21 protein-coding genes are annotated in these 24,254 nt (G+C 37.9%); 1 reads left to right on the forward strand and 20 read right to left on the reverse strand.

Features of this window, described 5'->3' with window-relative positions:
* Window position 1: 1 nt before the first annotated feature.
* From EUBELI_RS08185 to EUBELI_RS08235, 11 genes are all read right to left on the reverse strand, one after another.
* Window positions 2-1,612 carry a GGDEF domain-containing protein gene (locus EUBELI_RS08185; RefSeq protein ID WP_012739926.1) on the reverse strand — a complete coding sequence of 537 codons (1,611 nt, stop codon included), beginning with the start codon at window positions 1,610-1,612 and terminating at the stop codon, window positions 2-4.
* A gap of 110 nt (window positions 1,613-1,722) precedes the next feature.
* Window positions 1,723-2,772 (reverse strand): type IV pilus twitching motility protein PilT, encoded by a 1,050-nt coding sequence (locus EUBELI_RS08190; RefSeq protein WP_012739927.1) that lies wholly within the window; start codon window positions 2,770-2,772, stop codon window positions 1,723-1,725.
* A gap of 74 nt (window positions 2,773-2,846) precedes the next feature.
* Window positions 2,847-3,488, reverse strand: coding sequence for an endonuclease III domain-containing protein (locus EUBELI_RS08195; protein WP_012739928.1), 642 nt, complete (start codon window positions 3,486-3,488; stop codon window positions 2,847-2,849).
* A 3-nt stretch (window positions 3,489-3,491) separates the two neighbouring features.
* Window positions 3,492-4,958 carry a sodium-dependent transporter gene (locus EUBELI_RS08200; protein ID WP_012739929.1) on the reverse strand — a complete coding sequence of 489 codons (1,467 nt, stop codon included), beginning with the start codon at window positions 4,956-4,958 and terminating at the stop codon, window positions 3,492-3,494.
* A gap of 73 nt (window positions 4,959-5,031) precedes the next feature.
* On the reverse strand, window positions 5,032-6,732 hold the full coding sequence (locus tag EUBELI_RS08205; protein ID WP_012739930.1) for an extracellular solute-binding protein: 1,701 nt from the start codon (window positions 6,730-6,732) through the stop codon (window positions 5,032-5,034).
* 4 nt (window positions 6,733-6,736) lie between these two features.
* Complete coding sequence (locus tag EUBELI_RS08210; protein ID WP_012739931.1) at window positions 6,737-7,585, reverse strand: sugar ABC transporter permease; 849 nt, start codon at window positions 7,583-7,585, stop codon at window positions 6,737-6,739.
* The gene (locus EUBELI_RS08215) at window positions 7,582-8,919 is read right to left on the reverse strand and encodes a carbohydrate ABC transporter permease (RefSeq protein WP_012739932.1); all 1,338 of its coding nucleotides are present in this window, start codon (window positions 8,917-8,919) and stop codon (window positions 7,582-7,584) included. Before EUBELI_RS08215 ends, EUBELI_RS08210 begins: the two co-directional genes overlap by 4 nt.
* A 36-nt stretch (window positions 8,920-8,955) precedes the next feature.
* On the reverse strand, window positions 8,956-10,209 hold the full coding sequence (locus EUBELI_RS08220) for an extracellular solute-binding protein (protein WP_012739933.1): 1,254 nt from the start codon (window positions 10,207-10,209) through the stop codon (window positions 8,956-8,958).
* A gap of 113 nt (window positions 10,210-10,322) precedes the next feature.
* Complete coding sequence (locus EUBELI_RS08225) at window positions 10,323-12,080, reverse strand: sensor histidine kinase (protein WP_012739934.1); 1,758 nt, start codon at window positions 12,078-12,080, stop codon at window positions 10,323-10,325.
* Window positions 12,077-13,621, reverse strand: coding sequence for a response regulator transcription factor (locus tag EUBELI_RS08230; protein WP_012739935.1), 1,545 nt, complete (start codon window positions 13,619-13,621; stop codon window positions 12,077-12,079). Before EUBELI_RS08230 ends, EUBELI_RS08225 begins: the two co-directional genes overlap by 4 nt.
* A 92-nt stretch (window positions 13,622-13,713) precedes the next feature.
* Window positions 13,714-15,993 (reverse strand): glycogen/starch/alpha-glucan phosphorylase, encoded by a 2,280-nt coding sequence (locus tag EUBELI_RS08235; RefSeq protein WP_148231347.1) that lies wholly within the window; start codon window positions 15,991-15,993, stop codon window positions 13,714-13,716.
* Window positions 15,994-16,105: 112 nt separating this feature from the next.
* Here EUBELI_RS08235 and EUBELI_RS08240 point away from each other — a divergent pair, with 112 nt between their 5' ends.
* Window positions 16,106-16,981 carry an AraC family transcriptional regulator gene (locus EUBELI_RS08240; RefSeq protein WP_012739937.1) on the forward strand — a complete coding sequence of 292 codons (876 nt, stop codon included), beginning with the start codon at window positions 16,106-16,108 and terminating at the stop codon, window positions 16,979-16,981.
* A gap of 188 nt (window positions 16,982-17,169) precedes the next feature.
* On the opposite strand, the gene EUBELI_RS08245 is transcribed toward EUBELI_RS08240, so the two are convergent.
* The 9 genes from EUBELI_RS08245 to EUBELI_RS08285 form a co-directional block, all read right to left on the reverse strand.
* Window positions 17,170-17,835 carry a DUF4234 domain-containing protein gene (locus tag EUBELI_RS08245; protein ID WP_012739938.1) on the reverse strand — a complete coding sequence of 222 codons (666 nt, stop codon included), beginning with the start codon at window positions 17,833-17,835 and terminating at the stop codon, window positions 17,170-17,172.
* Between the two features lie 14 nt (window positions 17,836-17,849).
* Window positions 17,850-18,275 carry a DUF2752 domain-containing protein gene (locus tag EUBELI_RS08250; protein WP_012739939.1) on the reverse strand — a complete coding sequence of 142 codons (426 nt, stop codon included), beginning with the start codon at window positions 18,273-18,275 and terminating at the stop codon, window positions 17,850-17,852.
* 24 nt (window positions 18,276-18,299) lie between these two features.
* Window positions 18,300-19,229 (reverse strand): AEC family transporter, encoded by a 930-nt coding sequence (locus EUBELI_RS08255; protein ID WP_041688253.1) that lies wholly within the window; start codon window positions 19,227-19,229, stop codon window positions 18,300-18,302.
* Window positions 19,230-19,325: 96 nt separating this feature from the next.
* Entirely contained in the window at window positions 19,326-19,763 is a 438-nt protein-coding gene (locus tag EUBELI_RS08260; protein ID WP_012739941.1) for a MarR family winged helix-turn-helix transcriptional regulator, read from the reverse strand.
* 51 nt (window positions 19,764-19,814) lie between these two features.
* Window positions 19,815-20,240 (reverse strand): 3-hydroxyacyl-ACP dehydratase FabZ, encoded by a 426-nt coding sequence (fabZ, locus tag EUBELI_RS08265; RefSeq protein WP_012739942.1) that lies wholly within the window; start codon window positions 20,238-20,240, stop codon window positions 19,815-19,817.
* Window positions 20,241-20,242: 2 nt separating this feature from the next.
* Window positions 20,243-21,475, reverse strand: a complete 1,233-nt coding sequence (gene fabF / locus EUBELI_RS08270; RefSeq protein ID WP_012739943.1) for a beta-ketoacyl-ACP synthase II — start codon at window positions 21,473-21,475, stop codon at window positions 20,243-20,245.
* A complete protein-coding gene (fabG, locus tag EUBELI_RS08275) occupies window positions 21,472-22,215 on the reverse strand; it encodes a 3-oxoacyl-[acyl-carrier-protein] reductase (protein WP_012739944.1) in 744 nt (247 codons plus the stop codon). The genes fabF and fabG overlap by 4 nt, the downstream gene beginning before the upstream one ends.
* A 44-nt stretch (window positions 22,216-22,259) precedes the next feature.
* A complete protein-coding gene (locus EUBELI_RS08280; RefSeq protein ID WP_012739945.1) occupies window positions 22,260-23,333 on the reverse strand; it encodes an NAD(P)H-dependent flavin oxidoreductase in 1,074 nt (357 codons plus the stop codon).
* Window positions 23,323-24,252, reverse strand: a complete 930-nt coding sequence (locus EUBELI_RS08285) for a nitronate monooxygenase (protein WP_012739946.1) — start codon at window positions 24,250-24,252, stop codon at window positions 23,323-23,325. Before EUBELI_RS08285 ends, EUBELI_RS08280 begins: the two co-directional genes overlap by 11 nt.
* Window positions 24,253-24,254: the final 2 nt, after the last annotated feature.

The following is a 24,254-nucleotide window of genomic DNA, read 5'->3' on the forward strand; positions in this document are numbered from 1 at the left end:
ATCACTCTCTTTTCAATCTTCTCTTACTCTCATACATTTTCTTATCAGCTCTGCTTCTCGTATCTTCAAAGTTCTTATCTGTCTTTATATCATATTCGGCATAACCACATGCAATCTGTACATTAAGTCCTTTAATTCCAAGTTCCTTTTCAGCATACTTTTCAAGTTCCCTTAGTTGCTTCACATGTCTTGCATTATCAAATTTTTTTGACTTCTGATTAATTACAGTACAGAATTCATCCCCGCCTATACGATAACATTTGCCATGACTGCCAAATATCTCTTTAATAATTCTGGCTGATGCCTGAATATAGGCATCTCCTGCTGCATGCCCCAGATTATCATTACACCACTTGAGATTATTAAGGTCAAATGTTGCTATAGAATATCCTTCATAATCAGAAGTTTCATGTTCCCACTCCTGAAATGCAGAGCGATTATAAACCCCTGTCATAGTATCAGTTACAGCCATCTCTTTGTAGAAATCTGCCTTCTGTCCTTCTTTAATCTTCTCAAATGCTTCTGATATGCTCTCATAACCAAGCACAATAATAAATACAAGAATACCCAGTTTTCCTATAAGATCTGTCTGCTGCATTCCCTTATAATATGCAATAAGATCAACAATCATAGAAATCCCAAGTGCAGCCGCACCTATAATATTAGCTTTTACTTTTCTGTCAAAGCCATTGACATGTATTCTCTTAATCAGCACGCCGCAGAAATATATCAGTGATATAATAAGCATCATATGAATAATATATACACTATTTTTAAATTCCTTCACAGCAGTCATGTGGCATACAAGCAGTACTATATCTATTACAGTAAATAATGCACATAACACATTACTTACCACAGATTTCTTTTCTGCCTGAAAAAAATTCTTCTCTGCCTGTATAAATGGTACCGGCATTATCATAAGCAGCATATAACCGATGAGTGAAGCTATTTTACGGTCTTCAATAAGAAGTGTTGCAAGATCTGTCTCATTAAGTGCCCATGCACCTATAATCATTGCAAATAATCCAAAATAAAAAAGTGCTTCTGTCTGTGCTATATTTTTTCTGCATATAATCCACAGAATAACCATTGCAAATCCAACCAATATTATAAAAGAACTCAAAATTACTGACGGCAATGATTCTGCTATAAGTTCCTTTATAATCCTTGTTTCGTCACCATATTCAAATGAAGTTTCCCTTGCCTTATATCCATCATAAACATTGGTAAGTCTGACAACAACATCTGTTGTATATGAAGGTACATTGATTATTGTATAATTCGTTCCTGTAGTTGTTCCGTATATTGACTTATGATTCCTTACATAATATATAAGTTTATCACCTGCATATACTTCAACATTCTGATGTCTGCTGACAAATGCAAGTGCCATATTATTCCCTGACGTTGCATCAAGCTTAATGTGATATTCAATTTTACCATCACCGATATATCTGGTATTCTCAGGTTTTATAGATATCCTTGTCTTACTGTCAGCTGGTGTTTTCATATCAACCGTACTGAATATAAAAGCCGATCCCATAAAAATAAGAAATGCCAGGAGAATAACACAATATATAATTCTGTTAATTATCTTAATCCTTTTCATAAATAAAAAAGCCTTTCGACTGTATTATAGATTTGTCCGTAATACTTTCGACTCCATAATACAGTAGATTGGCTTCATTTTCAAATATTTTTTCTTTACTATTATATCAATTATATATTCTTTGCAAGATCAGCTGGGTTCTCTGAATGTTTAAGAGCAGCTTCTCTTGAAATAACCCTTGTCTTAACAAGATTAGCAAGCGAATAATTCAATGTATGCATACCTGATGAAAGATTTGACTGTAAAACGGTCTGAATCTGATTAGTTTTCTTTTCCTTAATAAGGTTGGCTACAGCCGTATTATTAAGCATAACCTCTGTTGCCGCAATTCGGCCTTCCTTTCTTGCAAAAGGTACAAGTGTCTGTGTAATAACACCCGTAAGAATTGAAGAAAGCTGGATTGTAAGAGCAGGCTGTGCCTCTATCGGGCATGCGCTGATAATTCTTTCAACGGTCTGTGCTGCACTCTTAGTATGCAATGTTGACATTACAAGATGTCCTGTCTCAGCAGCAGTAATAGCCGCATTGATTGTCTCATAATCTCTCATTTCACCTACAAGGATTACATCAGGATCTTCTCGAAGTGCTGAACGAAGTGCAGATGCAAAATTAGGGACATCTCTTCCAACCTGTCTCTGATGAATCATAGACTGCTTAAAACCATATACATACTCGATAGGATCCTCTACTGTAATAATATGTCTTGCCATATTATTATTAATATAATCAATCATTGCAGCAAGTGTTGTAGACTTACCACTACCTGTAGGACCTGTTACAAGAACAAGACCACTTCTCTTAGATGCTAGCTCTGCAAGCAACTTTCCTGGAAGTCCAAGATCCTCAAATGATGGTATATTTGCATCCAGTAAACGGATACTGGCTGCAAGATTTCTTCTCTGGTGATAGATATTAATTCTTAATCGTCCACCTGACTCGTCAGATGCAGCAACATCAATATCTTCTCCATTCTTAACCCTTCTTATATCCTCATCATTAAGAATATCAAACAGCATTTTTTCTGTTTCTTCAATCGTTGGCTTAATATCAATCAGTTTAAGTTCTCCAAATCTTCTTACTGCTACAAAATCTCCTGCTGTAATATGCAAATCTGAACATTGTACACTTCTTGCTTTTCTTATTAACTGTTTTAATTCCATGTTCCCCTCCCATACATTTTGTTCATTAGTATGAACAACAATAAGATACTACCACAATAAAAATACGTATTCAATCATACTTTTATCCCATTTTTCTTGCAGATATCATTAAGGCAGCATCTTTCACAATGCGGCGTAGTACGCGCCGTACATACTTCTCTTCCGTGGTCTACAAACCTGTGGCACAATCCGCTTCCTTCTTCCGGCGGGACTATCTTCCACAATGCCATCTCAACCTTCTTAGGCTCTTTCTCGTCTTTTACAAGACCTATTCTGTTACAAAGCCTTATACAGTGTGTATCTGTAACAATTGCCGGCTTTCCGAACACATCACCCATAATAAGATTGGCACTCTTTCTTCCAACTCCAGGAAGCTTTAATAATTCTTCCATGCTGTCAGGAACTTTATCGTTATACTGCTCATGAAGCATACGCATACATGCACATATATCCTTTGCCTTGCTTTTTCCAAGACCACAAGGTCTTATAATCTTTTCAATCTCTTCCGGAGATGCTGCAGCAAGTGATGCTATATCAGGATATTTCTCATACAGCCCCTTAACCACAACATTTACTCTTGCATCAGTGCATTGTGCCGCAAGTCTTACGCTTACAAGCAGTTTCCAGGCATCATCGTAATCAAGGCTGCACTCCGAATCCGGATATTCTGCCTTTAATCTTCTTATAACCTCTAAAGCAAGTTCTTTCTTAGTCATAGATTACGCATCTTTCTTCTTATAATTAGCAATTCCGAATATTGCAAGAAGCAATACACACGCAAATATCATCCAGCCAACAAGATAACCTGTTCCCCTTGGTTTAAATGTATCATAATAACCCTTAAGGTATACAACTACTATAATAGCCGGAAGTATATAACTCATATAGAATCTTAACCATTCAGGAAGCTTAGGACCTTTTCCTTCATTAGCTTCTTTTCTGAAGCCTTCCCAGCCCCAGCCATTCTTCTTGGTACAGAATAATACAAATATCATGCTTCCAAGAGGAAGCAGATTATATGAAACAAGGAAATCCTCCAGATCCATAATTGAACTTCCCGGACCAATAGGCTGGAAAGCTGCAAGCTTGTTAAAGCCTAATACAGCAGGAAGTGAAAGCAGTATCATGAATATAACATTACCTGCAACAACCTTTTTCCTTGAAAATCCCTTAAGGTCAATATAAAAAGCAATAATGTTCTCAAACACAGCAATTACAGTTGATAATGCTGCAAATGACATGAATACAAAGAATGCTGTTCCCCATATTCTTCCTCCCGCCATATGATTAAATATGTTAGGCAGTGTTATAAATAAAAGTGATGGACCGGCACCCGGAGCAACACCATATGCAAAGCATGCAGGAATAATTATGAATCCTGCCATAAGAGCAACAAATGTATCAATCAGAATTATATTAACAGCCTCTCCACCTATTGTTCTGTCTTTCTTTAAGTAGCTTCCGAATATCTCCATTGCGCCAATGCCTACACTAAGTGTAAAGAATGCATGTGTCATGGCATCAAATATAACCGGTCCTAAACCTCTTGATTTAATAGCATCCAGATTAGGCACCATATAGAATTTAACACCTTCTGATGCATTAGGAAGTACAAGTGAATGAACTGCCAGTACCACAATAAGGATAAGAAGAAGTAACATCATAACCTTAGTAATCTTCTCAACGCCCTTCTGTAATCCTAATACACATACACCAAACGAAAGTAAAACTGCAACAATCATCCAGATTGTCATTGTACCAGGCTGTGAAAGCATAGTTCCAAATGCTCCTGAAACCTCATCTGGCTCTAAACCTGCTAACGAACCTCTTGCCTCACGCCATGCATAATAAAGCATCCATCCTGCAACCATAGTATAGAAAGCCATTAATACATAGCTTCCTACTACCGATACCCATTTGAAATGATGCCATTTACTTCCCTTAGTCTCCAGTTCTTCAAATGCCCTTGCAGCACCTTTACCGCTTCCTCGTCCTACTGTGAACTCCGCACACATAATAGGAAATCCAAGAATTGCAAGAAATACAAGATAGATAAGCACGAATGCCGCACCACCATTTTCCCCGCATATGTATGGAAATTTCCACACATTACCAAGTCCCACCGCACACCCGGCAGACACTAAGATAAAGCCGAGTCGCGAGCCGAATTTTTCTCTCTCTTTCAAAATAAAACCTCCATCGTTAATATATTTACATTAATTAAGATTGTATCATATATTACTATATTTTCACAGCCAATTATTTCATACTCTCACTGACTTCTGATGTAATAGTCTGACCGCCCTGTTCATTCCATTCTTTTACAAATCTATCGAAGTAAGATATATCTTCTTCTCCGCTTATAATCTTTAAATATGCCTCTTTTTCTTTAGCCTTAAGTCTCCACCAATGGCTCTTCATTGTGTCTGTGGTCTTAAAATAAAGCGAGTCAACTACCTTTATATTATCCTGTGCAATCAGACTGCATGCCTTAATTCTTGACATATACGCTGCCCATTGCGTACTTGTTTTGTTAGCATTCTTGATATACTCACTACACGCATCATAAAATGAGCGTTCAAGAAGTTCCAGACTGTCAGGATTCTTTCTTCCTGAAATTGTGGCATCTATATTCCTGTAACATATTGAAAGTGCATTATTGTAATCAACATTTATTGATAAAGGTCTTGCCGTAGGTTCAACATTAAGCTGATAGTAATTCTTGAATTCTTCTGAGTCTGTACAGTCAAATCTTACCTTATCGAACATGACGCTTATCATCTTTGCTGCAATCTCAGGATGTTCATAGCCCTTTCTTACAACAACATATTTGTAACACGGATTCTGACTGTGATAACTCGTTGTCCCATCCGAATCTGTTGCTATTAAATATGGCTGCCAGTCTGCATCCGGATTCCTGCTTACTGCATTAGCAAGCGGATTATTCGGTGCCCACCATGGTCCGAAAAACGAGCCACACAGACCATTCTCTATAAGCTCACATATATTGGTTGATGTACGCAGAAGAAAATCATTATCTATAACGCCCTGATTGTACAGACTGCTTATATATGAAAGTGCTTCTTTTGCCTCATTTGTAACCGAACCATATACAATCTCACCATCGTCGTTCATTATCCACTGCTTTGGATACGCTCCAAAGCAGGCAAATATTATATCCAGCAGAAATTCACTGCTGTAACCACATTCACCTGTCACATCTGTATCCACTGCAAGCCCCACTGTATTAGGTTTTCCGGACGCATCCACGCCATTATTTCCAGGGTCTTCTGATATAAAATGCTTCACTATATTAACAACATCATCAATAGTGTGTGGCTCTGACAATCCAAGCTTATCCATCCAGTCTTTTCTTAACCACACAAGATTAGGTCCATCTGTTATATTAGTCTCCGGCAGTGCCATTATCTTTCCATCATATGTAACCATATCCTTAAGTGAATCGCCATAGCTTTCATACATTTTCCTGATTCTGTCACTTATACAGTTATTGTAGCTTTCTGTAAGGTCCTCTATAAGTCCTGCTTCCACTAACTGTTCAACCTCATCCTGACTTGATACAACCATAATATCCGGAAGGCTTCCCATTGAGATTACCATTGAAACATTAGTGTCATACTGGCTGTCGTTTGCTTCAAATACATCAACATTCTGCACATTTATCACAGACTTAATATAGCGTGTGTACGCATTATCCGTATAAGTGTCATTCTCCGGCATATTGGAATTATTAACACTTGTCATCTTTCCAAGTGTATATTCTATAGTCTCCGGGTAAGCTCCGAATGGAGTTGTTCTCGCTTCTTCCATTCTCGCATTGTATTCTTCATTATCATTAGACACAAAACCAGCCGGGCTTTTACACCCGGCTAATATAAGCATTATTCCTGTGACACCAAATGCCACACATTTTTTTAATGTTTGCTTTAATCTATTCATATATCTAACCCTTCACTGCACCTGTCATGCTTTCATTATAACATCTTTGCATTATCATAAACAAGGCTGCAATTGGAATTGATATAAGAACTGCTCCTGCTGCAAATCTTGTGTACCATACATCAACATACTCCTTTTCAAGCATCTGCCACAAGCCGATTGCTACAGTATAATACTTCGCATTTGCCCTGCAGATTACTCTTGCAAATATGAAATCCACCCAAGGTGCTATGAATGATGTAAGTATTGTATACACTATAATTGGTTTACTGAGAGGTATTGTTATCTTAGTAAATACCTGCCACTTCGTCGCTCCATCTATCATAGCAGCCTCATCTATTGTCTTAGGGATAGTATCAAAGAATCCCTTTGCAATGTAAAACTGTATTCCTGATGATGCTGAATATACAAGCACAAGCGCAACTCTTATCATTGCTCCTTCTGAAAGTCCTACTGCTTTAAGTATATAATATACGGCAACCATCGCCATAAATGCAGGGAAAAGTCCAAGTATCATTGCGATATTCATCATTGCTTTTCTCATCTTAAACTTAAGCCTTGACATACAGTAGGCTACTGACAGTACAAAAAATGTTGATATAATACATGAGAATACTGCTACTATCAGAGTATTGGTAAACATTCGTGGAAAATTAAGTATTCCTGTATCTGTAAAAAGCTTTACATAATTATCAAGTGAATACTGCTTTGGGAAGAAGGAGCTTGTATAAGCACCCTTCTGAGCCCTGAAGCTTGTGAGGAGTATCCAGAAAAGAGGACTTACCCACACTATCGCTAATATTGTAAGCACTGTATGTGCCAGTATATTTTTAATAGTCTTTTTCTTTTTCACTGGAATCCCTCCTCATCTTTATACGCTTTCGTTCTTCTGTATACAAGCAGTGAACCAATTGCTAAGAATATGAATGTCATAATACCGATAACAGCACCAAGATTATAATACTGATAATCTATTGTCATCTTGTACAGCCATGTTACCAGAAGGTCTGTCTTTCCTGCTGTTGCACCTGCCATAACCGGATCTCCCTTAGTCAGCAGGTAAACAATGTTAAAGTTGTTAATATTAGCAGTAAATGTAGTAATAAGATATGGTGCCGTTACAAATAACATATATGGCATTGTTATCTTAATAAACTTGACAAATCCATTAGCTCCATCTACATCTGCTGCCTCATACAGCTCCATAGGTATATTCTGTAATATACCTGTAACCTGCAGAATAGTATATGGAATACCTATCCACAGATTTACCACGATTACTGTAATTCTTGCCCAAGTCGCATTTGTAAAGAATGGCAGTGATTTTGTTATCCAGCCTGCATTCTTTAAAACAACATTTATAATTCCATCCTGTGCCAGCATGCTTCTGACAATAAGAAGTGAAACAAACTGTGGAATTGCGATTGAAAGTATAAATATAAATCTCCAGAAAGCCTTGAATTTCGTACCTTTTCTGTTGATAAGCAGTGCAACAAGTATTCCGAATATGTAATTAAGAAATGTTGCAAATATTGCCCACACTATAGTCCAGCCAAATACTGACCAGAAAGACTGTCCTATCATGCTTCCTGAATCGAATATCTGCTTGAAATTCTCAAGTCCTACCCAGTCGAAAAGCACCAGATGGCTGTCAACCTTACTATAATTAGTGAATGCCATGCTTATCATGAAAATAAGCGGAAGTATTGTGAATATAAGCACACCTGATACTGGAAGTGTAAGCAGCAGCTTATGAAGATTCTCATTAAACAGCGACTTCACGTCTTCTGCAAATGTGTTTATATGCTTTCCTTTTTCCTTTAACAGCTCCAGCTTATATGAGCTTTTTACAGCACTAGCTGCAACTATTATATAAGCTATAACAATGAATATTGTTGCTATTCCATACAGAAGCATAAGAAGTGAATTATCACCTGCAACATACTCATATATTCCAAGCTTTTCATTCCAGACCTCCTGCTGCGGTCTGCTTCCAAGACCTGGAAGCATCGCAAGGCAGTTAATTCCCTTCATAATCATAAAGCATACAAAGGCTGCTTCTATAGCTATATACATAATTCCCTTTATAATCTGCTTTCCTACAAGATTACCAAGTCCCGGAATCAGAATGCTTAACTTCGTAAATATATTTCCTTTTCTAAATGATTCAGTGAACTTAACTGCCATTATGCGCCACTCCTTTCAGCATTTAATCCCTATCAATTATTTTGCGATTGATGTATTAATCTGCTTATAGAAATCCTGTGTCTTAGCTGCTGCATTATCTGCTGTTATTTCACCATTTACGATTGCCTTAGCAAAGTTCTGTGCAGGTGCCCAGTAATCATTCATGCCTGTTACTGTTGGCTGGATTACTGATGTCTTGTTAAATGTATCATTCTGTGCTGTTACAAGTGCATCCTTCTTTACTTCATCAGTTGCAAGAAGCTCTGTATTACAAGGAATAACACCTCTTAATTCATAGTGCTTCTTCTGTGCATCCTTGCTTCCAAGATACTTTGCAAGTGCAACTGCTACCTGCTGATACTTGCAGTTAGGATTAACTGCGATTGCCTTAGAACCTGCAAATGCTAACATCTGCTTGTCTTTTCCACCAATCTTTACTGTAGGAAGTGAAACTGCTCCAAAATTGTCTCCAAGAATCTCTTTAACACTCTTATAATCCCATGATCCTGAGAAGTAAGCTCCAACTGAACCATCTCTTAAGCCAGCGATACCAACACCCTGAAGGTCATTGACAAAGTTAGGATTATTTACAAGTGAAACCATTGCCTGTGTTGCCTGTGTTCCCTTATCTCCTGAGATATCAACACCTGCTGAATTATCTTTTCCGTCTTTTCCAAAATATTTACATCCATTAGCAAGGAAGAATGATGACATATACCAGCCCTCTGTAATATTGAAAGCCACCTTATTCTTCTCAAGCATCTTATCAAGGCTCTTTACATCACTGTCTGTGAATTTGCTCTTGTCATAGTACATAAACCATGTATTAGTTGTAAATGGTACTCCGTATACAGCCCCATCTACTGATACTGAATCCACAATTGCATCTGAGTTAGTTTTCTTAACATAATCTGCTGTCTCTCCACCAAACTTTGCAATAGCGTTAGCATCAACAAGTGTCTGAAGCTGGTCGTTAGCAAAGAAGTATACATCTCCTGAATTCTCTGGATCCTGTGGAACTATCTTTCCTGCGTCCTGCTCTGAGCATACACCGTATTCAAATGTTAAATCCCAGTCAGGATGCTCTGAATTAAACTGGTCACACATTGTCTGAAGCCATTTGCCGTTCTCATCTGCCTGATCTTCTGCACAGCCCCATACCTTGATTGTAGCTGTGATTTTTTCCTCGCCTGCTGCTGTGTCATCCTTTTTAGCATTGCCACAACCTACAAAAAGTGACCCACACATTGTTGCTGCCATCACTGCAGCCGCTAATCTCTTAAACTTCATAAAAAACCCTCCTTAATAATTATCCGAGACAGCTTTGATTACTGTCCTCTTTTGATAATCTAATTATATTAAGGAGGGGTTAATATTAAAATATAAGATATTTTAGAAACATATCAGTTTTTTGTGTTGTATGGTTTTGCCGGGAATTTTATTGTTATTGTTGTTCCCTCATCAGGTATGCTCTGCACTTCCAGATGATAGCTTTCGCCGTAATAAAGTCTTATTCTGTCATTAACATTTCTTGCACCATACCCTTTTGACTGGACTGTTAAGAAGTTTTGTGCAGTTTCTTTGTCCATTCCTACACCGTTATCAGACACTGTTACACATACAAGCTTTTTACCTTCTTCATCCGTCTGCATCTTGGCCTCTACTGTTATTACACCTTTCCTGTCTGTCAGCAGATCTATACCGTGGTCTATTGCATTTTCTACCAATGGCTGGAGTATAAGGTTTAAAGATTCGCATGGCATAACTTCCTCTGATACATTTATCACCACATCAAATGAGTTGTCATGCATTATCTGCTGAATCTTAAGATACGACTGCATGTTGCTTAATTCCTGCTCAAAGCTTAGTATATTCTTTCCCTTATTAAGCGATGTACGGTAGTAGTTAGACAATGCAAGTGTTATCTCACTTATATCCTCCTGCTCATATTCTATTGCTTTCCAGTTGATAAGCGATAATGAATTGTAGAGAAAATGCGGATTAATCTGTGCCCTTAATGCCCGCATCTCTGATTCTTTCTGGCTTATACGTCCTTCATATACCTGCGTGATAAGATTCTTAATCTGGGTTGTCATGCTGTTAAAGCTATGAATAAGGTCACCTATTTCATCTTTGTCCTGTGTATTAATTACCGCATCAAAGTCTCCATTTTCAACCTTTGCCATACTGTTTTTTAATTTATTAATTCTTCTTGTAATGAAGCCTGTTGTAAATATACTCGCCGCAGCGGCACCTGCAACTGCTACCACAAATGCAACTACAATCATTGTAATCATTGAATTAGCTGACCTGAGCACAAGTTTTCTTGGTTCATAGACATATACTGTCCATCCGGTAACAGAGCTTTCCTTCTTTACTACAGAATAACCCTCTGTATTTCCACATGTATCATTATCCCATTCTGCCCCGTCGATTAACGAAAGCAGTTTCTTGCTGTTTAATCTGTATCTGGTGTTATTGTTTTCAAATGTGTCACTGCTGCATATAACTTTTCCATCAGCGTCAAGCACCACCATTCCGCAGTTCTGCTCAAGACCACCTGTAAATGAACTCATCATGCTGTCATAATCAACATCTATGTACATGATTCCAAGAATTCCTAACTGGTCAAGCGTTGACATTTTTCGTGCTGAAACAAGTGTCCTGCTGTCTTCATCAACAAACCACTGTATCTTAGTGCTTTCAGCAGCAGAATTATAAAAAGGTCTGTCTTTTATCTCTTCTATTGGAGCTATAGTCGTATCATGTTTAATAGCTTTATCCACATATATTGTTACTCTGTTAATATCATTGTGAAAATACTTTAATGATGAAAGCATAGGGTCAAATGTAGTGACAATCTGGTTATACATCTCATATGTGCTTTTGTAATCGTATGAAAGCACTCCCGACAGCGTATCATTAAATGTTATATAATTAGACAGATTATCATACACCTCTATCTGCCCATCCACCGTTGTAACAGACTGTTCAATTGTCCCCTTGATGCTCTTTAAGTCCCTGTCCATAAGAATGTTTCTCATCTGACAGTATGCAAAAACAAAAAGCACAATCAGGGGAATAAGTCCGGTCACTACATATATGATGACAAGCTTGTTCTGCAATCTTATATCATTGATTTTCTGCTTAATCTTTTTCAACTCAATTCTCCCTGATCCCTGAATTTCTGAGGACTTATACCAAAGTACTCCCTGAAGCTCTGTACAAAATATGAAACATTTGGATAACCCACCTGCTCACTTATATTCACAATCTTCATGTTCGTACCGGTAAGCAGTTCCTTAGCCTTCTCCATTCTGTACTGTTTAATATATTTGCTCAGATTCTGTCCTGTTTCCTTCTTAAAAAGTGAACTTAAATAGCTTGGTGCAAGATAAACCATATCCGCAAGCTGCTGTGCGCCAATCTCCTCACCATAATGGTTATGTATATAATTCTTTACGGTCTCAATCTCCCGGTGTGACGTGGCCGGCTCTTTTCCAAAACTCTTTTCCAACAAATCAATATAGTTATTCACTATATCCATAATGCATGAGAAATCCTCCGACTTATACAGTCTGTCAATCTCCCTGCCAAATTCCGCCTCATCAGCACCCGGAATATTGTCATAGAAATCTTTTAACAGATTGGAAAATACGAACTTGATGTATATATGTGAGAAGTTCGACTGCCCCCTGTATTTCTTACACAATGCATCAAAATGTATCCGTAAAAATGTGATATCCTTCATCTTGATATCCTGCTTCATCTGCTTCATAAGTGCATCATCATCAATCTGTACAAGCACAGGTGTATCTTCACTGATATTATCAGAAAAAATATATCTTCCTGTCTCATAAAACTTATTATTCATCAGTGTATCAACTGCATCCATTACCTGTGGAAGCTCATGATAATCGTTGAATAAACCGGACACAGCAATATACATAAACTGTCCTGTCTTTCTATATATATAGTCATGAATATTTGTAAACATTTCTTCAATGTTCTTATCAATATTACCATCTGCTGTGAATGATTTATCAGAAAATATGATAACTGACTGTAACGGGTTAAGATTAAGGTACTGATAATCCAGTTCCCCGGTTATCTCTTTAAATATGTCTTCACCTGTATCATATTTCCCAAAGAAATCAGTATTGAATTCTATAAGTGCAAGTCTGTTATACCCTGCCAGAAAATCCCCATTATCAAGTATTCCTGATGCATCACCGGAGTTGAGCAGCGTATACATGTAGTACTGTTTTATAAAGTTAGCCTGCCTGTTATAGTCCTCATCCTTCTTGTGTTCCTCGTCAAGCTCTGTTATAACCCCTGTAATTGTCGAACTGAATTCTGACGGATCAACCGGCTTTAATATATAATCTTTAACTCCTAATTTAACTGCCAGCTTGGCATACTCAAACTCGTTATAGCCTGAGAATATAATTGTCTTTAAACTGATGTCGTTGTGCATCACATTCTTAATAAGCTCTATCCCGTCCATAAACGGCATCTTAACATCTGTAAGCAGTATATCTATATGTCCAATTCCTGTATTCTTGTCAGATGTCAGATATTCCAGTGCCTGCTTTCCGTTGCACGCCTCAAATACTCCAAGCTCAATTCCCATTCTCTTAAGAAGCATTCTTATTCCGCTTCTTTCAATCTTTTCATCATCCACTATAAGTATATTATACATAAATCTACCCCGAAACCTTCCTCATTCACGAACTTTTGCTCTTATAATGATTATAGCTTCCGGGGCAATTATTATCAACTTATTTAGTTATATTAAAGATGCCATATATCTTCATTGTACTGTCGGATTGTTCTGTCTGATGAGAAAAATCCGGCATTTGCAATATTAACAAGCATTTTTTCTGCCCACGCATATCTGTCATCATAATCTGCGAGAGCCTTTTCTTTGGTTTCTATATAGCTTCGTAAGTCAAGCAATGCCATAAACCAGTCTTTTCCTACAATCTCATTATACAGTCTGTTAAGACTATGTGAATCACCTGCCTGAAGCATAGCATCCGATATTATAAAATCCACACATTTTTTTATAAGAGCATCTGTCTCATAAAGCTTCTTTGCGTTATAGTCACATTTTTCATAATGTGCAATAACTTCATCACTTGTTGCGCCAAATGTATATATATTATCTTTACCTACAAGCTCTGCAATCTCAACATTAGCACCATCCATTGTTCCTAATGTCACAGCACCATTGAGCATGAATTTCATATTGCCTGTTCCTGATGCTTCTTTAGATGCAAGTGATATCTGCTCTGATATATCACATGCAGGAATCAGCTTCTCTGCCAATGTTACATTGTAGTTCTGGACAAGCACAACCTTAAGGTAAGGACTTACATCTTTATCAGCCTCAATAACCTTACTCAATGTAAGTATCAGATGAATTATATCCTTCGCAATTGTGTATGCAGGTGCAGCCTTTGCGCCAAATATCACTGTAACAGGAGTCTTTGGAATGTTGCCTGCCTTGATGTCAAAATATTTATATATTATATACAGTGCGTTCATCTGCTGTCTTTTATACTCATGCAGTCGCTTTATCTGTATATCGTATATTGACTGTGGATTAATCTCTATTCCCTGTGTCTGCTTAAGGTATTCTGCAAGATTTCTCTTGTTGTCTGTCTTAATCTCAAGAAGATTATCGTAAACATTTTTATCACCGGCAAACTTTAAAAGGTCTTTTAACTTTTCTGCGTCATGTCTGTATTCACTTCCGATAAGTGTCTCAATGTATTTCGCAAGTCCGTTATTACAGTGGATAAGCCACCTTCTGAATGTGATTCCGTTAGTTTTGTTATTGAATTTCTCTGGATATATCCTATAGAAATTATTAAGCTCTGTATTCTCTAATATCTCAGTATGAAGCTTTGCTACTCCGTTGACGCTCATTCCATAATGAATATCGATGTGTGCCATGTGAACGAGATTATTATCGTCAATTATATACACTGATTTATCTGTGTACTTCTTACGCACTCTTCTGTCAAGCTCTTTTATAATCGGCATAAGCTGTGGCACAACCCTGTTAAGATAGTCCACAGGCCATTTTTCAAGGGCTTCAGCAAGGATTGTGTGATTAGTATACGCACAGCTTTTTGATACAATATCAATTGCTTCGTCCATTGTTATCGGACTTCCATCTATATCTCCATTTTCTGTAAGAAGTCTTATAAGCTCCGGGATTACCATTGTCGGATGCGTATCGTTAATCTGGATAACTGCAAGGTCTGACAGATTCTTAAATGTTTTTCCGGTGTTAATACATTTGTCCCTGCACTCATCTAATATAAGCCTTGCTCCATTGCTTACCATGAAATACTGCTGATAGATTCTAAGAAGCCTTCCCTGTTCGTCACTGTCATCAGGATAAAGAAACAGTGTAAGGTTCTTGGCAATATCTGACTTATCAAAGTCTATGCTGTCACCTTTTACGATGCTCTCATCAACTGTCTCCACATCAAACAAATGAAGCTTATTCGTTCTCTTTTCTCCGTACACATTGATATCATACATTCTTGAAACCACACTGATTTCACCGAAATTGATAGTGTATGTCACATCTGTCGGAACAAGCCAGCTATCCTTACCAATCCATGGATTAGGCACTTCCTTCTGCTTTCCATTCTCAAACACCTGCTTAAAAAGTCCAAGATGATAATTAAGTCCGATTCCGTCACCATTAAGACCAAGGTTAGCAATCGAATCAAGGAAGCATGCTGCAAGTCTTCCAAGTCCGCCATTACCAAGTGACGGCTCTACTTCCAGTTCTTCAATATCTGAAAGATTTTTTCCTGCCTGTGTAAGTTCTTCCTTAACTTCATCGTAGATTCCTAAATTAATAAGATTATTGGATAAAAGCTTTCCTATAAGGAACTCTGCAGAAATGTAGTATACCTTTCTGCCATTGTCTTTCACTATTCTATCACGTCCCTTTTGTGCAACCAGCTTCATAAGTGCATGAAAGCACTCCTCGTTGCTGCATAAGTGCAAGTCTTTTCCATATTCTTCCAAACATATAGTGTTAAGCATATCGTTGCCCTCCATTCTTGTATTTATATTTTATTATAGGGTTGCTGGAAAAATTCTCTTGCTTTATAATGGGATAAACTTGTACTATTCTATCATATTTAAGGAGAACCTTATGAATATAACAGATTATGGACCACTGAAAGAAACCAAGTCTCATTTTGATTCAGATTTTTTATATAACACTTACCCATGCTCTATCCCGCTTGATTTTACGGAAGTTCCGCTGCACTGGCATAATGAAATGGAGCTTATATACATCAAGAAGGGATGCATGATCGTAAGCGTTGACCTTGAGTATTCTGTTGTAAATGCTGGAGATATTGTTGTTGTCATGCCTGGACATATCCATTCTATTATCCAGAACGAGAGTGATTCATGCGAATACGAAAATATTCTTTTTAATCTTGATATGCTTGTTAGCAGGCAGTGTGATTATGATACCGTAAGCTTTTTTAACGGAATTGCCGGCTTTAATGGGTATTGCCCTCCTGTTATCAGTAAAACTGCGCCACACTATTCTGATTTAATTCATTATATTGATGAAGCTGATAATATATGCAAGTATTTCCCTGACGGGTACAGGCTGAAAATCCGTGCATGTCTTTTTAATTTCTTTTTTGAGCTTAATGCACATTTTTACACGCATACGGATATGCCTGTACACTTGTCTGATGATAAGATGGATAAGCTGAAACTGGTACTTAATTATATTGAGAAAAACTTCGCGCGTGCAATATCCATTGAAGAGATTGCTCAGTGGTGTCATTTCAGCCAGTCGCATTTTATGAAGTTTTTTAAGAACTGCACCGGCACATCTTTTATCACTTACTTAAACGACTACCGGCTTATTATTGCTGCAAGAATATTAAAAACCACAACCCAGCCAGTTATTATAGTGGCTTCTGATTGTGGTTTTGATAATATATCTTACTTTAATAGAAAATTCAAAGAAAAATATGGTGTTTCTCCGAGGGAATTCAGGAAATAAGGTGTTATTAATATAATCTGTTTTTTACATATTCTTCAAATCTTGGCAGTGCCATTGCTATATTCTCATGTAATGGTTTTTAATAGCTGCATAATTTTATAACTTTTATCAATTGCAAAATAAAAAATCCTGCTCTCAGGCAGCCATAACCACCTGAAAGCAGGATTAACATTTTAATTATTAACAGATTACATTAAACCATGTGCTCTGTTGTAAGCATTACATATCTTATTAGAATTCTTGATAAGAATATGCATTGCAACAAATGGTCCAATTCCACAGATAAAAGCACCAAATATCTGCCATAAAAGAACAGTTGTACCATTCTCCTGGATTGAAAGTCCATAACGAGGTCCGTTAGCTGCAAGTCTGTTACCAAGATTATAGTACCAGAACCATGCATATATACCACATGTTATGAGTGATAAAAGAACAAATGCAACAAGCCCTGATGTATTCTCTCCATCTCCATCACATGCAATATTAACATCATGTGCCATCTTGTAAATGAAATAATAGCCGTATATTCCACATGTGATAATTGAAAGAATTATGTATGAAGCAAGACCTCTGTCATCCTTTAATCTTGTACCTGAGTATGGTGGGATTGTGCCATTATTATAACCATTGCTGTAATTCTGATTAGCATTGTAACCCTGATTATTATTCTGATTATTGTTGCCTGTAAAGCTCTGCTTTACCTCATTAAAAGCACTTCCAAGTTCCTGCTCAGCCTTGTTGAATACCTGACTTGCCTGACCAGCAATATCCTGCTCCGGTGAACAATTTGCTCCACAATATGGGCAGAACTTAGTTGAATCTGGAACCTGTTTTCCACATTTTGTACAAAACATAATATTTCCTCCCCTTATAAGTTTAGTTTGCGAATGATTCGGAATACAATATTGTTCTGTGGTTCAAAAACCACCACATTGCCATCTCCAATAAACATTCTATACAAGTAAACTATAACAAATGCACCTGCCATTGTAAACATAAAAATTTTATAAAATTTAATATTTATTTTAGATTTCAGAAGCATAACTATAACAACAACCGGTGGCAGGAAAAAAAGTGGATGATACATGAATGCTTCATGTATATTAAAATGCATTAAAGCTATCCATGCCCTTGACATTCCACAGCCTGCACATGATATTCCTGTTATGTATTTTATAGGGCATGTAACCCCGAAGCTTTCTAGTATCACATACAGCACAACAACTGCCGCAACTGATGTTATCACTTCTATTCTTCTATGCGATTTTCTTTTATATGCATTGCCTCCGCTCATTATTCCCCCTGATAATGCTTTTTATTACATTATAATCTCTCCTGCAAGCAATGCAAGACAAGGAAGCGTAATTATGCTAATCAATGTAGACAAAGTAACTGCACCAACTGCGAGCTTCTGGTCGTGACCGAACTTAATCGCAAAAAGTGTTGTAATAGCCGCACATGGGCATGCCTCAAGTATAATTGTAATAACAGCAACCATTCCATGGGCATGTATCAGATACATAACCAGAGTGCAAATTACCGGTATAATAAACATCCTGAGAATAACCGTAAAATACACTCTTTTATCCTTTAAGATACTCAATAATGGGAACTGTGAAATAGTAATTCCTGTTATTATCATAGACAACGGGGTATTCATGCCTCCTACAACATTAAATGTATCCTTTAAAACATCCGCAACCGGAATTCTTGCAAGGAATATGACAAGACCGACCGCAACCGATATAATTGGTGGGCATGTAACAATCTTCTTTAAAAGTTCCTTGAAACTCATACTCTCTGAAACATACACAATTCCGACAGTCCATAAAAGAATATTGAATACAGTAACATATACGCTCGCATACAGTACACCTTCTGAACCATACATTGCCTGAATAAGTGGAAATCCCATATAAGCCGCATTAGAAAATGTAGTTGCAAATCTTATAATGCCGCGCACTTCCTTTTTCATCAAAAATGTTATGCCAATCGATAAAGCCATTCCTATGCATATAGTAAGTATGCTGTAAAAAAGCATTCTGCCCATATTCTTAAGAATCTCGGCATTGTATCCTGACATGTAAGAATTAATAATCATAAATGGAACAACAAAATATATAAGAAGGTTAGAAAGCATCCCCTTTCCTTCTTCGTTAACCATCTTAATCTTTCCTATAACAACTCCACACAGTATAAGTATGAATAACTCAAATACCTGCTTCGCTGTAATAAGTGCTAAATCCATAGCTCTCTTATCCTCCTTTTCATACACGCAAAAAACATGTTATATATTTCATCTTCTGAGATATATAACATGTTAATAGCAAAGTCAAGTAAAAATCTAATACTTTATCTCTGGCATAAGCTCTGCACTTATTACATTAAGCATACGCTCCATTGTCTCTAACTCTTCTTTAGAAAATCTGTCCTCAATCCTGCCCATTACAGTCTTAAGATACGTATTGCTGATATTATAATAATCTATATACTTCTGTGTTACCTCGAGATGATACTCTCTCTTGTCTTCCTCAGACTGTACTTTCTTTAAGTATCCCTTCTTAACAAGATTATTAATCTTATACGCCGCGTTAGGAGATGATATATTTGCCATATCAGCAAACTGTGCCACAGTAGGTTTATCAAGTGCATATATTATCTCCATGCAGAAAGTTTCTACAGTTGTAAGAGATGTCTCCCTCTCCTGTAGCTTTTCAAACATTTTCTGATAAAAATGCATCTTAAACTTCGTATATACCTTACTAAAAGAATCCTGCAGCACCTTACTTTACCTCCAAAGCTTTTTTAATTGTTTATTATTATAACAATAGCTCTATTCTATTGCAAATGTAAGTTCAGCTGACACTGCAAGTTTTCCGTCAACATAAGCTTCTGCCTTTCCTACTCCCACAGGACCTTTTCTTGCTATAATCTCGCATGACATTTCAAGCACATCCCCAGGTGTGACCTGAGCCTTAAACTTAGCATTTTTAATTCCTGCAAAAAGTGCTATATGTCCCTTATTCTTTTCTTCCGACAATAAAGCAACTGCTCCAGTCTGCGCCAGTGCCTCAATAATAAGTACTCCCGGCATTACCTTCTTCTGTGGAAAATGTCCTACAAAATGCATTTCATTGGCAGATACGCATTTAATACCACAAGCCTTCTTTCCAGGTTCACACTCTGTTATCCTGTCTACTAATAGAAATGGATATCTGTGTGGCAGAATCTGCTGTATTTCATCTGAATTAAGCTGCATCTTTACACCACCTTTCTAAGCACGATAGACGCATTATGTCCACCAAAGCCAAGTGAATTAGACATAGCATAATCAACTCTTGACTCTCTTGCCTTATTTGGAACGATATCAAGATCACAGTCATCATCCGACACCTGATAATTAATGGTTGGTGGAATTATATCATTCTTTACAGCAAGTGCCGATATAATTGCCTCAACAGCACCACTTGCACCTAACATATGTCCTGTCATCGACTTTGTTGAGCTTACCGCAAGCTTGTACGCATGTTCTCCAAATGCCTTCTTTATCGCGTTAGTCTCGCCCTTATCATTAAGCTTTGTACTTGTTCCATGTGCATTAATATAATCAATATTCTCTGGTTTTATTCCTGCATCCTTAACAGCCTCAGTCATTGCCTGTGCTGCCATGCTTCCGTCTTCGAGAGGGGCTGTAACGTGGTTTGCATCACATGTTGAACCATATCCTGCAATTTCACAGTATATCTTAGCGCCTCTTTTCAGTGCATGTTCATACTCTTCAAGAATAAGCACACCTGCTCCTTCTCCCATAACAAATCCGCTTCTTTCTTTATCAAACGGAATAGAAGCCCTGTTGACATCTTCTGCTTTGCTTAATGCATGCATTGATGTAAAACCACCAATTCCAAAATCAGTTATACAGCTTTCTGCACCTCCGCACACAATCACATCCTGATATCCATCCCTGATCTGTCTTAATGCATCTCCAACAGCATTGGTTCCACTGGCACATGCAGTAACAACACATGTACACATTCCATGTAGTCCAAATCTGATTGCAACATGTCCTGCCGCCATATTAGTTATCGACATTGGCACAAAATGTGGCGAAACTCTGTCATATCCTTTACTTTCGCCTCTTAAGCATTCTCTCTGTATAGTTGTAAGTCCACCAATTCCACTTGATAATATAACACCACATCTTAATGTGTCTTCTTTGCCAAAATCTATAGCTGAATCCTTCACTGCTTCATCTGCAGCAGCAAGTGCATATATCGTGAAATCGTCCATTTTCCTTAATTCTGCTTTATCAACAATACTCTCTGCGTCAAAGCCTTTTACTTCACCAGCAAGCTTGACTGCACTGTTTTCTGTATTAAAATGTGTTATCTTACCAATACCACATTTACCAGCCTTTACAGCTTCCCACATATCATTAACATTGTTTCCGACAGGAGTAACTGCTCCCATACCTGTTATTACAACTCTTCTCATATTGCCATTCCTCCGTCTACACAAAGTACCTGTCCGGTTATGTATCGTGCTCCGTCACCCGCAAGAAATGCTACTGTTTCTGCAATATCTTCCGGCTTTCCCATCTCTTTAAAAGGTATATTCTCCACCACTTTTTCTTTAACAGCATCTGACATTGCTCCAGTCATATCAGTTTCAATCATTCCCGGTGCAACCGCATTTACAGTTATATGTCTTGACGCAAGCTCTCTTGCAAGCGACTTCGTCATACCAATAACACCTGCTTTACTTGCAGAATAATTAACCTGCCCTGCATTGCCCATAACGCCAACTACAGAACTCATATTAATAATTCTTCCTGCTCTCTGTCTTAACATAAGCCTTGAAACTCCACGCATCATGTAAAATGTACCCTTTAGATTCACATCTATAACTGCATCGAAATCCTCATCCTTCATACGTCCAATAAGATTGTCCTTAGTAATTCCTGCATTATTGACAAGAATATCAATTCTTCCGCCAAGTAAATCCACAGCTTCCCTAATTAAACGCTCACATTCCTCTGAATTACTCACATCTGCCTTAATTGCATGGATTTCAATTCCATACTCTCTGCATAAATTAACTGTTTCACTGGCAGCCTCATCACCTGAACGGTAACTGAATACAATATCTGTTCCTTCACTTGCAAGCTTAACGCATATAGCCCTTCCTATTCCCCTGCTTGCACCTGTAATAAGTGCTTTTCTTCTCTCAGTCATTCCCTATCCTTTCCAAATCAATGTCAGATTTGCTCAACCAAAGCTTATATGTCCGATTTATTCAATCTATAATCTGTTATAATCTCATTAATAAGTTCCTGTACGCTCATTATCCGGTCAACTCTGTCTGCATTACTTCCTGCAAAAAACAGTCCATTATCCCAGTCACCCTTAACTGCTGCTATAAGTGCCCTGCTTATGCAATATGGTATACTGTCATCCTTCTTACATGCTGTAAGACAACCATTACATTTTCTTGCCGTGAAGGTTTCTCCTGCATCAAGCCTTTCAAGCAGTGGGCTGTTAATTGCACGTGCCGGCATTCCAACAGGACTTTTAATAATACGGATGTCTTCTCTCTTTGCATTAACAACAGCCTTTTTAAATGTATCTGAAGCATCACATTCATTGGTAGCAATGAATCTTGTCGCAATCTGTACACCTGCAGCACCTTCATTTACATAATGTGCCATATCTTTGCCATCAAACACACCTCCAGCGACAAAAACCGGGATATCCGCACCGTACTCTTCTATTACAGCAAGTACATCTGACAATATTTCATCGTTAGTCTGTGTTTTTCCCTGTGTAATGTCATCTGCACCAAAGCCTAAATGTCCTCCTGCCATGCTTCCTTCAATAATGAACATATCCGGATACACATCATAATGCTTCTTATAAGTTTTCATAATTATCCTGGCAGCCCTGCCACTTGAAACAATGGGTGCTGCCAGTGTATCTGTTCCCTTAGTAAACTGTGGCAGATTAAGCGGAAGTCCTGCACCTGAGATAATAATATCTGCTCCTGCTGAAACTGCGGTCTTACAGCTTTCCTCATAATGAGAAACTGCAGTCATAATATTTACAGCTACAAGTCCCTTCTTTGTACTTTCTGCTGCAATCTGCTTAGCTCTCTTAATATGGTAATCAAGTGCCCTTAGATTCGCCTTAAAGGGGCTGCTCTTAAAATCCTGTTCATCATAACCTGCATTAACAGAACTGATAACTCCACATGCCCCATTTGCTGCGACTGCACCTGCAAGGGATGAAAGAGAAACTCCGACACCCATACCGCCCTGAATTACCGGAACATCAAGCACTTTGTCCTTAATCTGCATACAATTCCTTTCGCACAGCCTCATATTCTTCATATATTTGTTCAAATATTTTCTCAATTGGCTGTATCTTATCAATCTGGCCTGCAACCTGACCTGCCATCAGTGAGCCATTCATTGTGTCACCGTCAAACACTGCCTTACGAAGAGAACCTAATGTATATTTCTCAAGTTCCATCTTATCAGCACCTGCCTTCTCCTGCTTTACATACTCGCGTGACATCTCATTTTTAAGCACACGCACAGGAGTACCAGCAATTCTTCCTGTAACTATCGTGTCATTATCCTTTGCTTTAAGTATTGCCTGCTTATAATTATCATGTATAGGACACTCTGTACTTGCCAGAAGACAAGTTCCCATCTGTACACCTGCAGCACCAAGTGCAAATGCTGCTGCAAGCTGTCTGCCATCTGCAATTCCTCCGGCCGCAATAACCGGAATATTCACACTGTCAACTACCTTTGGAACAAGTGTCATAGTTGTCATCTCACCGACATGACCACCACTTTCTGTTCCCTCTGCAACTACTGCATCAGCTCCGAAACGCTCCATTCTTATTGCAAGCGCTGCACTCGAAACAACCGGTATAACCATCATTCCGTTAGATTTCCATTTTTCCATATATTTGGCCGGACTTCCTGCTCCTGTTGTTACAATCTTTACATTTTCTTCCACAAGCAGTTCTGCCATTGCATCAGCTTCCGGATTCATAAGCATCAGATTCACACCAAATGGTTTATCCGTAAGTGTTCTGCATTTTCTTATGTTTTCACGAAGCATATCCGTGTTCATTCCACCAGCTCCAATAAGCCCCAGTCCACCTGCATTACTAACTGCAGCTGCAAATTCTCCTGTTGCAATATTAGCCATTCCGCCCTGTATAAACGGATATTTTATTCCTAACATCTTATCTAATCTCATTA

Origin of the sequence: [Eubacterium] eligens ATCC 27750 (assembly GCF_000146185.1) — a bacterium.
Classification (GTDB): Bacteria; Bacillota; Clostridia; order Lachnospirales; family Lachnospiraceae; genus Lachnospira; species Lachnospira eligens.

Coding starts and splice junctions, on each gene's coding strand:
- EUBELI_RS08185 (WP_012739926.1), bottom strand. CDS start 1,612: ATGAAAAGGATTAAGATAATTAACAGAATTATATATTGTGTTATTCTC.
- fabZ (WP_012739942.1), bottom strand. CDS start 20,240: ATGCAGCTTAATTCAGATGAAATACAGCAGATTCTGCCACACAGATAT.
- EUBELI_RS08285 (WP_012739946.1), bottom strand. CDS start 24,252: ATGAGATTAGATAAGATGTTAGGAATAAAATATCCGTTTATACAGGGC.
- EUBELI_RS08245 (WP_012739938.1), bottom strand. CDS start 17,835: ATGTTTTGTACAAAATGTGGAAAACAGGTTCCAGATTCAACTAAGTTC.
- EUBELI_RS08215 (WP_012739932.1), bottom strand. CDS start 8,919: ATGGCAGTTAAGTTCACTGAATCATTTAGAAAAGGAAATATATTTACG.
- EUBELI_RS08235 (WP_148231347.1), bottom strand. CDS start 15,993: ATGCTTAACACTATATGTTTGGAAGAATATGGAAAAGACTTGCACTTA.
- fabF (WP_012739943.1), bottom strand. CDS start 21,475: ATGAGAAGAGTTGTAATAACAGGTATGGGAGCAGTTACTCCTGTCGGA.
- EUBELI_RS08255 (WP_041688253.1), bottom strand. CDS start 19,229: ATGGATTTAGCACTTATTACAGCGAAGCAGGTATTTGAGTTATTCATA.
- EUBELI_RS08280 (WP_012739945.1), bottom strand. CDS start 23,333: ATGCAGATTAAGGACAAAGTGCTTGATGTTCCGGTAATTCAGGGCGGT.
- EUBELI_RS08230 (WP_012739935.1), bottom strand. CDS start 13,621: ATGTATAATATACTTATAGTGGATGATGAAAAGATTGAAAGAAGCGGA.
- EUBELI_RS08250 (WP_012739939.1), bottom strand. CDS start 18,275: ATGAGCGGAGGCAATGCATATAAAAGAAAATCGCATAGAAGAATAGAA.
- EUBELI_RS08195 (WP_012739928.1), bottom strand. CDS start 3,488: ATGACTAAGAAAGAACTTGCTTTAGAGGTTATAAGAAGATTAAAGGCA.
- EUBELI_RS08205 (WP_012739930.1), bottom strand. CDS start 6,732: ATGAATAGATTAAAGCAAACATTAAAAAAATGTGTGGCATTTGGTGTC.
- EUBELI_RS08240 (WP_012739937.1), top strand. CDS start 16,106: ATGAATATAACAGATTATGGACCACTGAAAGAAACCAAGTCTCATTTT.
- EUBELI_RS08220 (WP_012739933.1), bottom strand. CDS start 10,209: ATGAAGTTTAAGAGATTAGCGGCTGCAGTGATGGCAGCAACAATGTGT.
- fabG (WP_012739944.1), bottom strand. CDS start 22,215: ATGACTGAGAGAAGAAAAGCACTTATTACAGGTGCAAGCAGGGGAATA.
- EUBELI_RS08190 (WP_012739927.1), bottom strand. CDS start 2,772: ATGGAATTAAAACAGTTAATAAGAAAAGCAAGAAGTGTACAATGTTCA.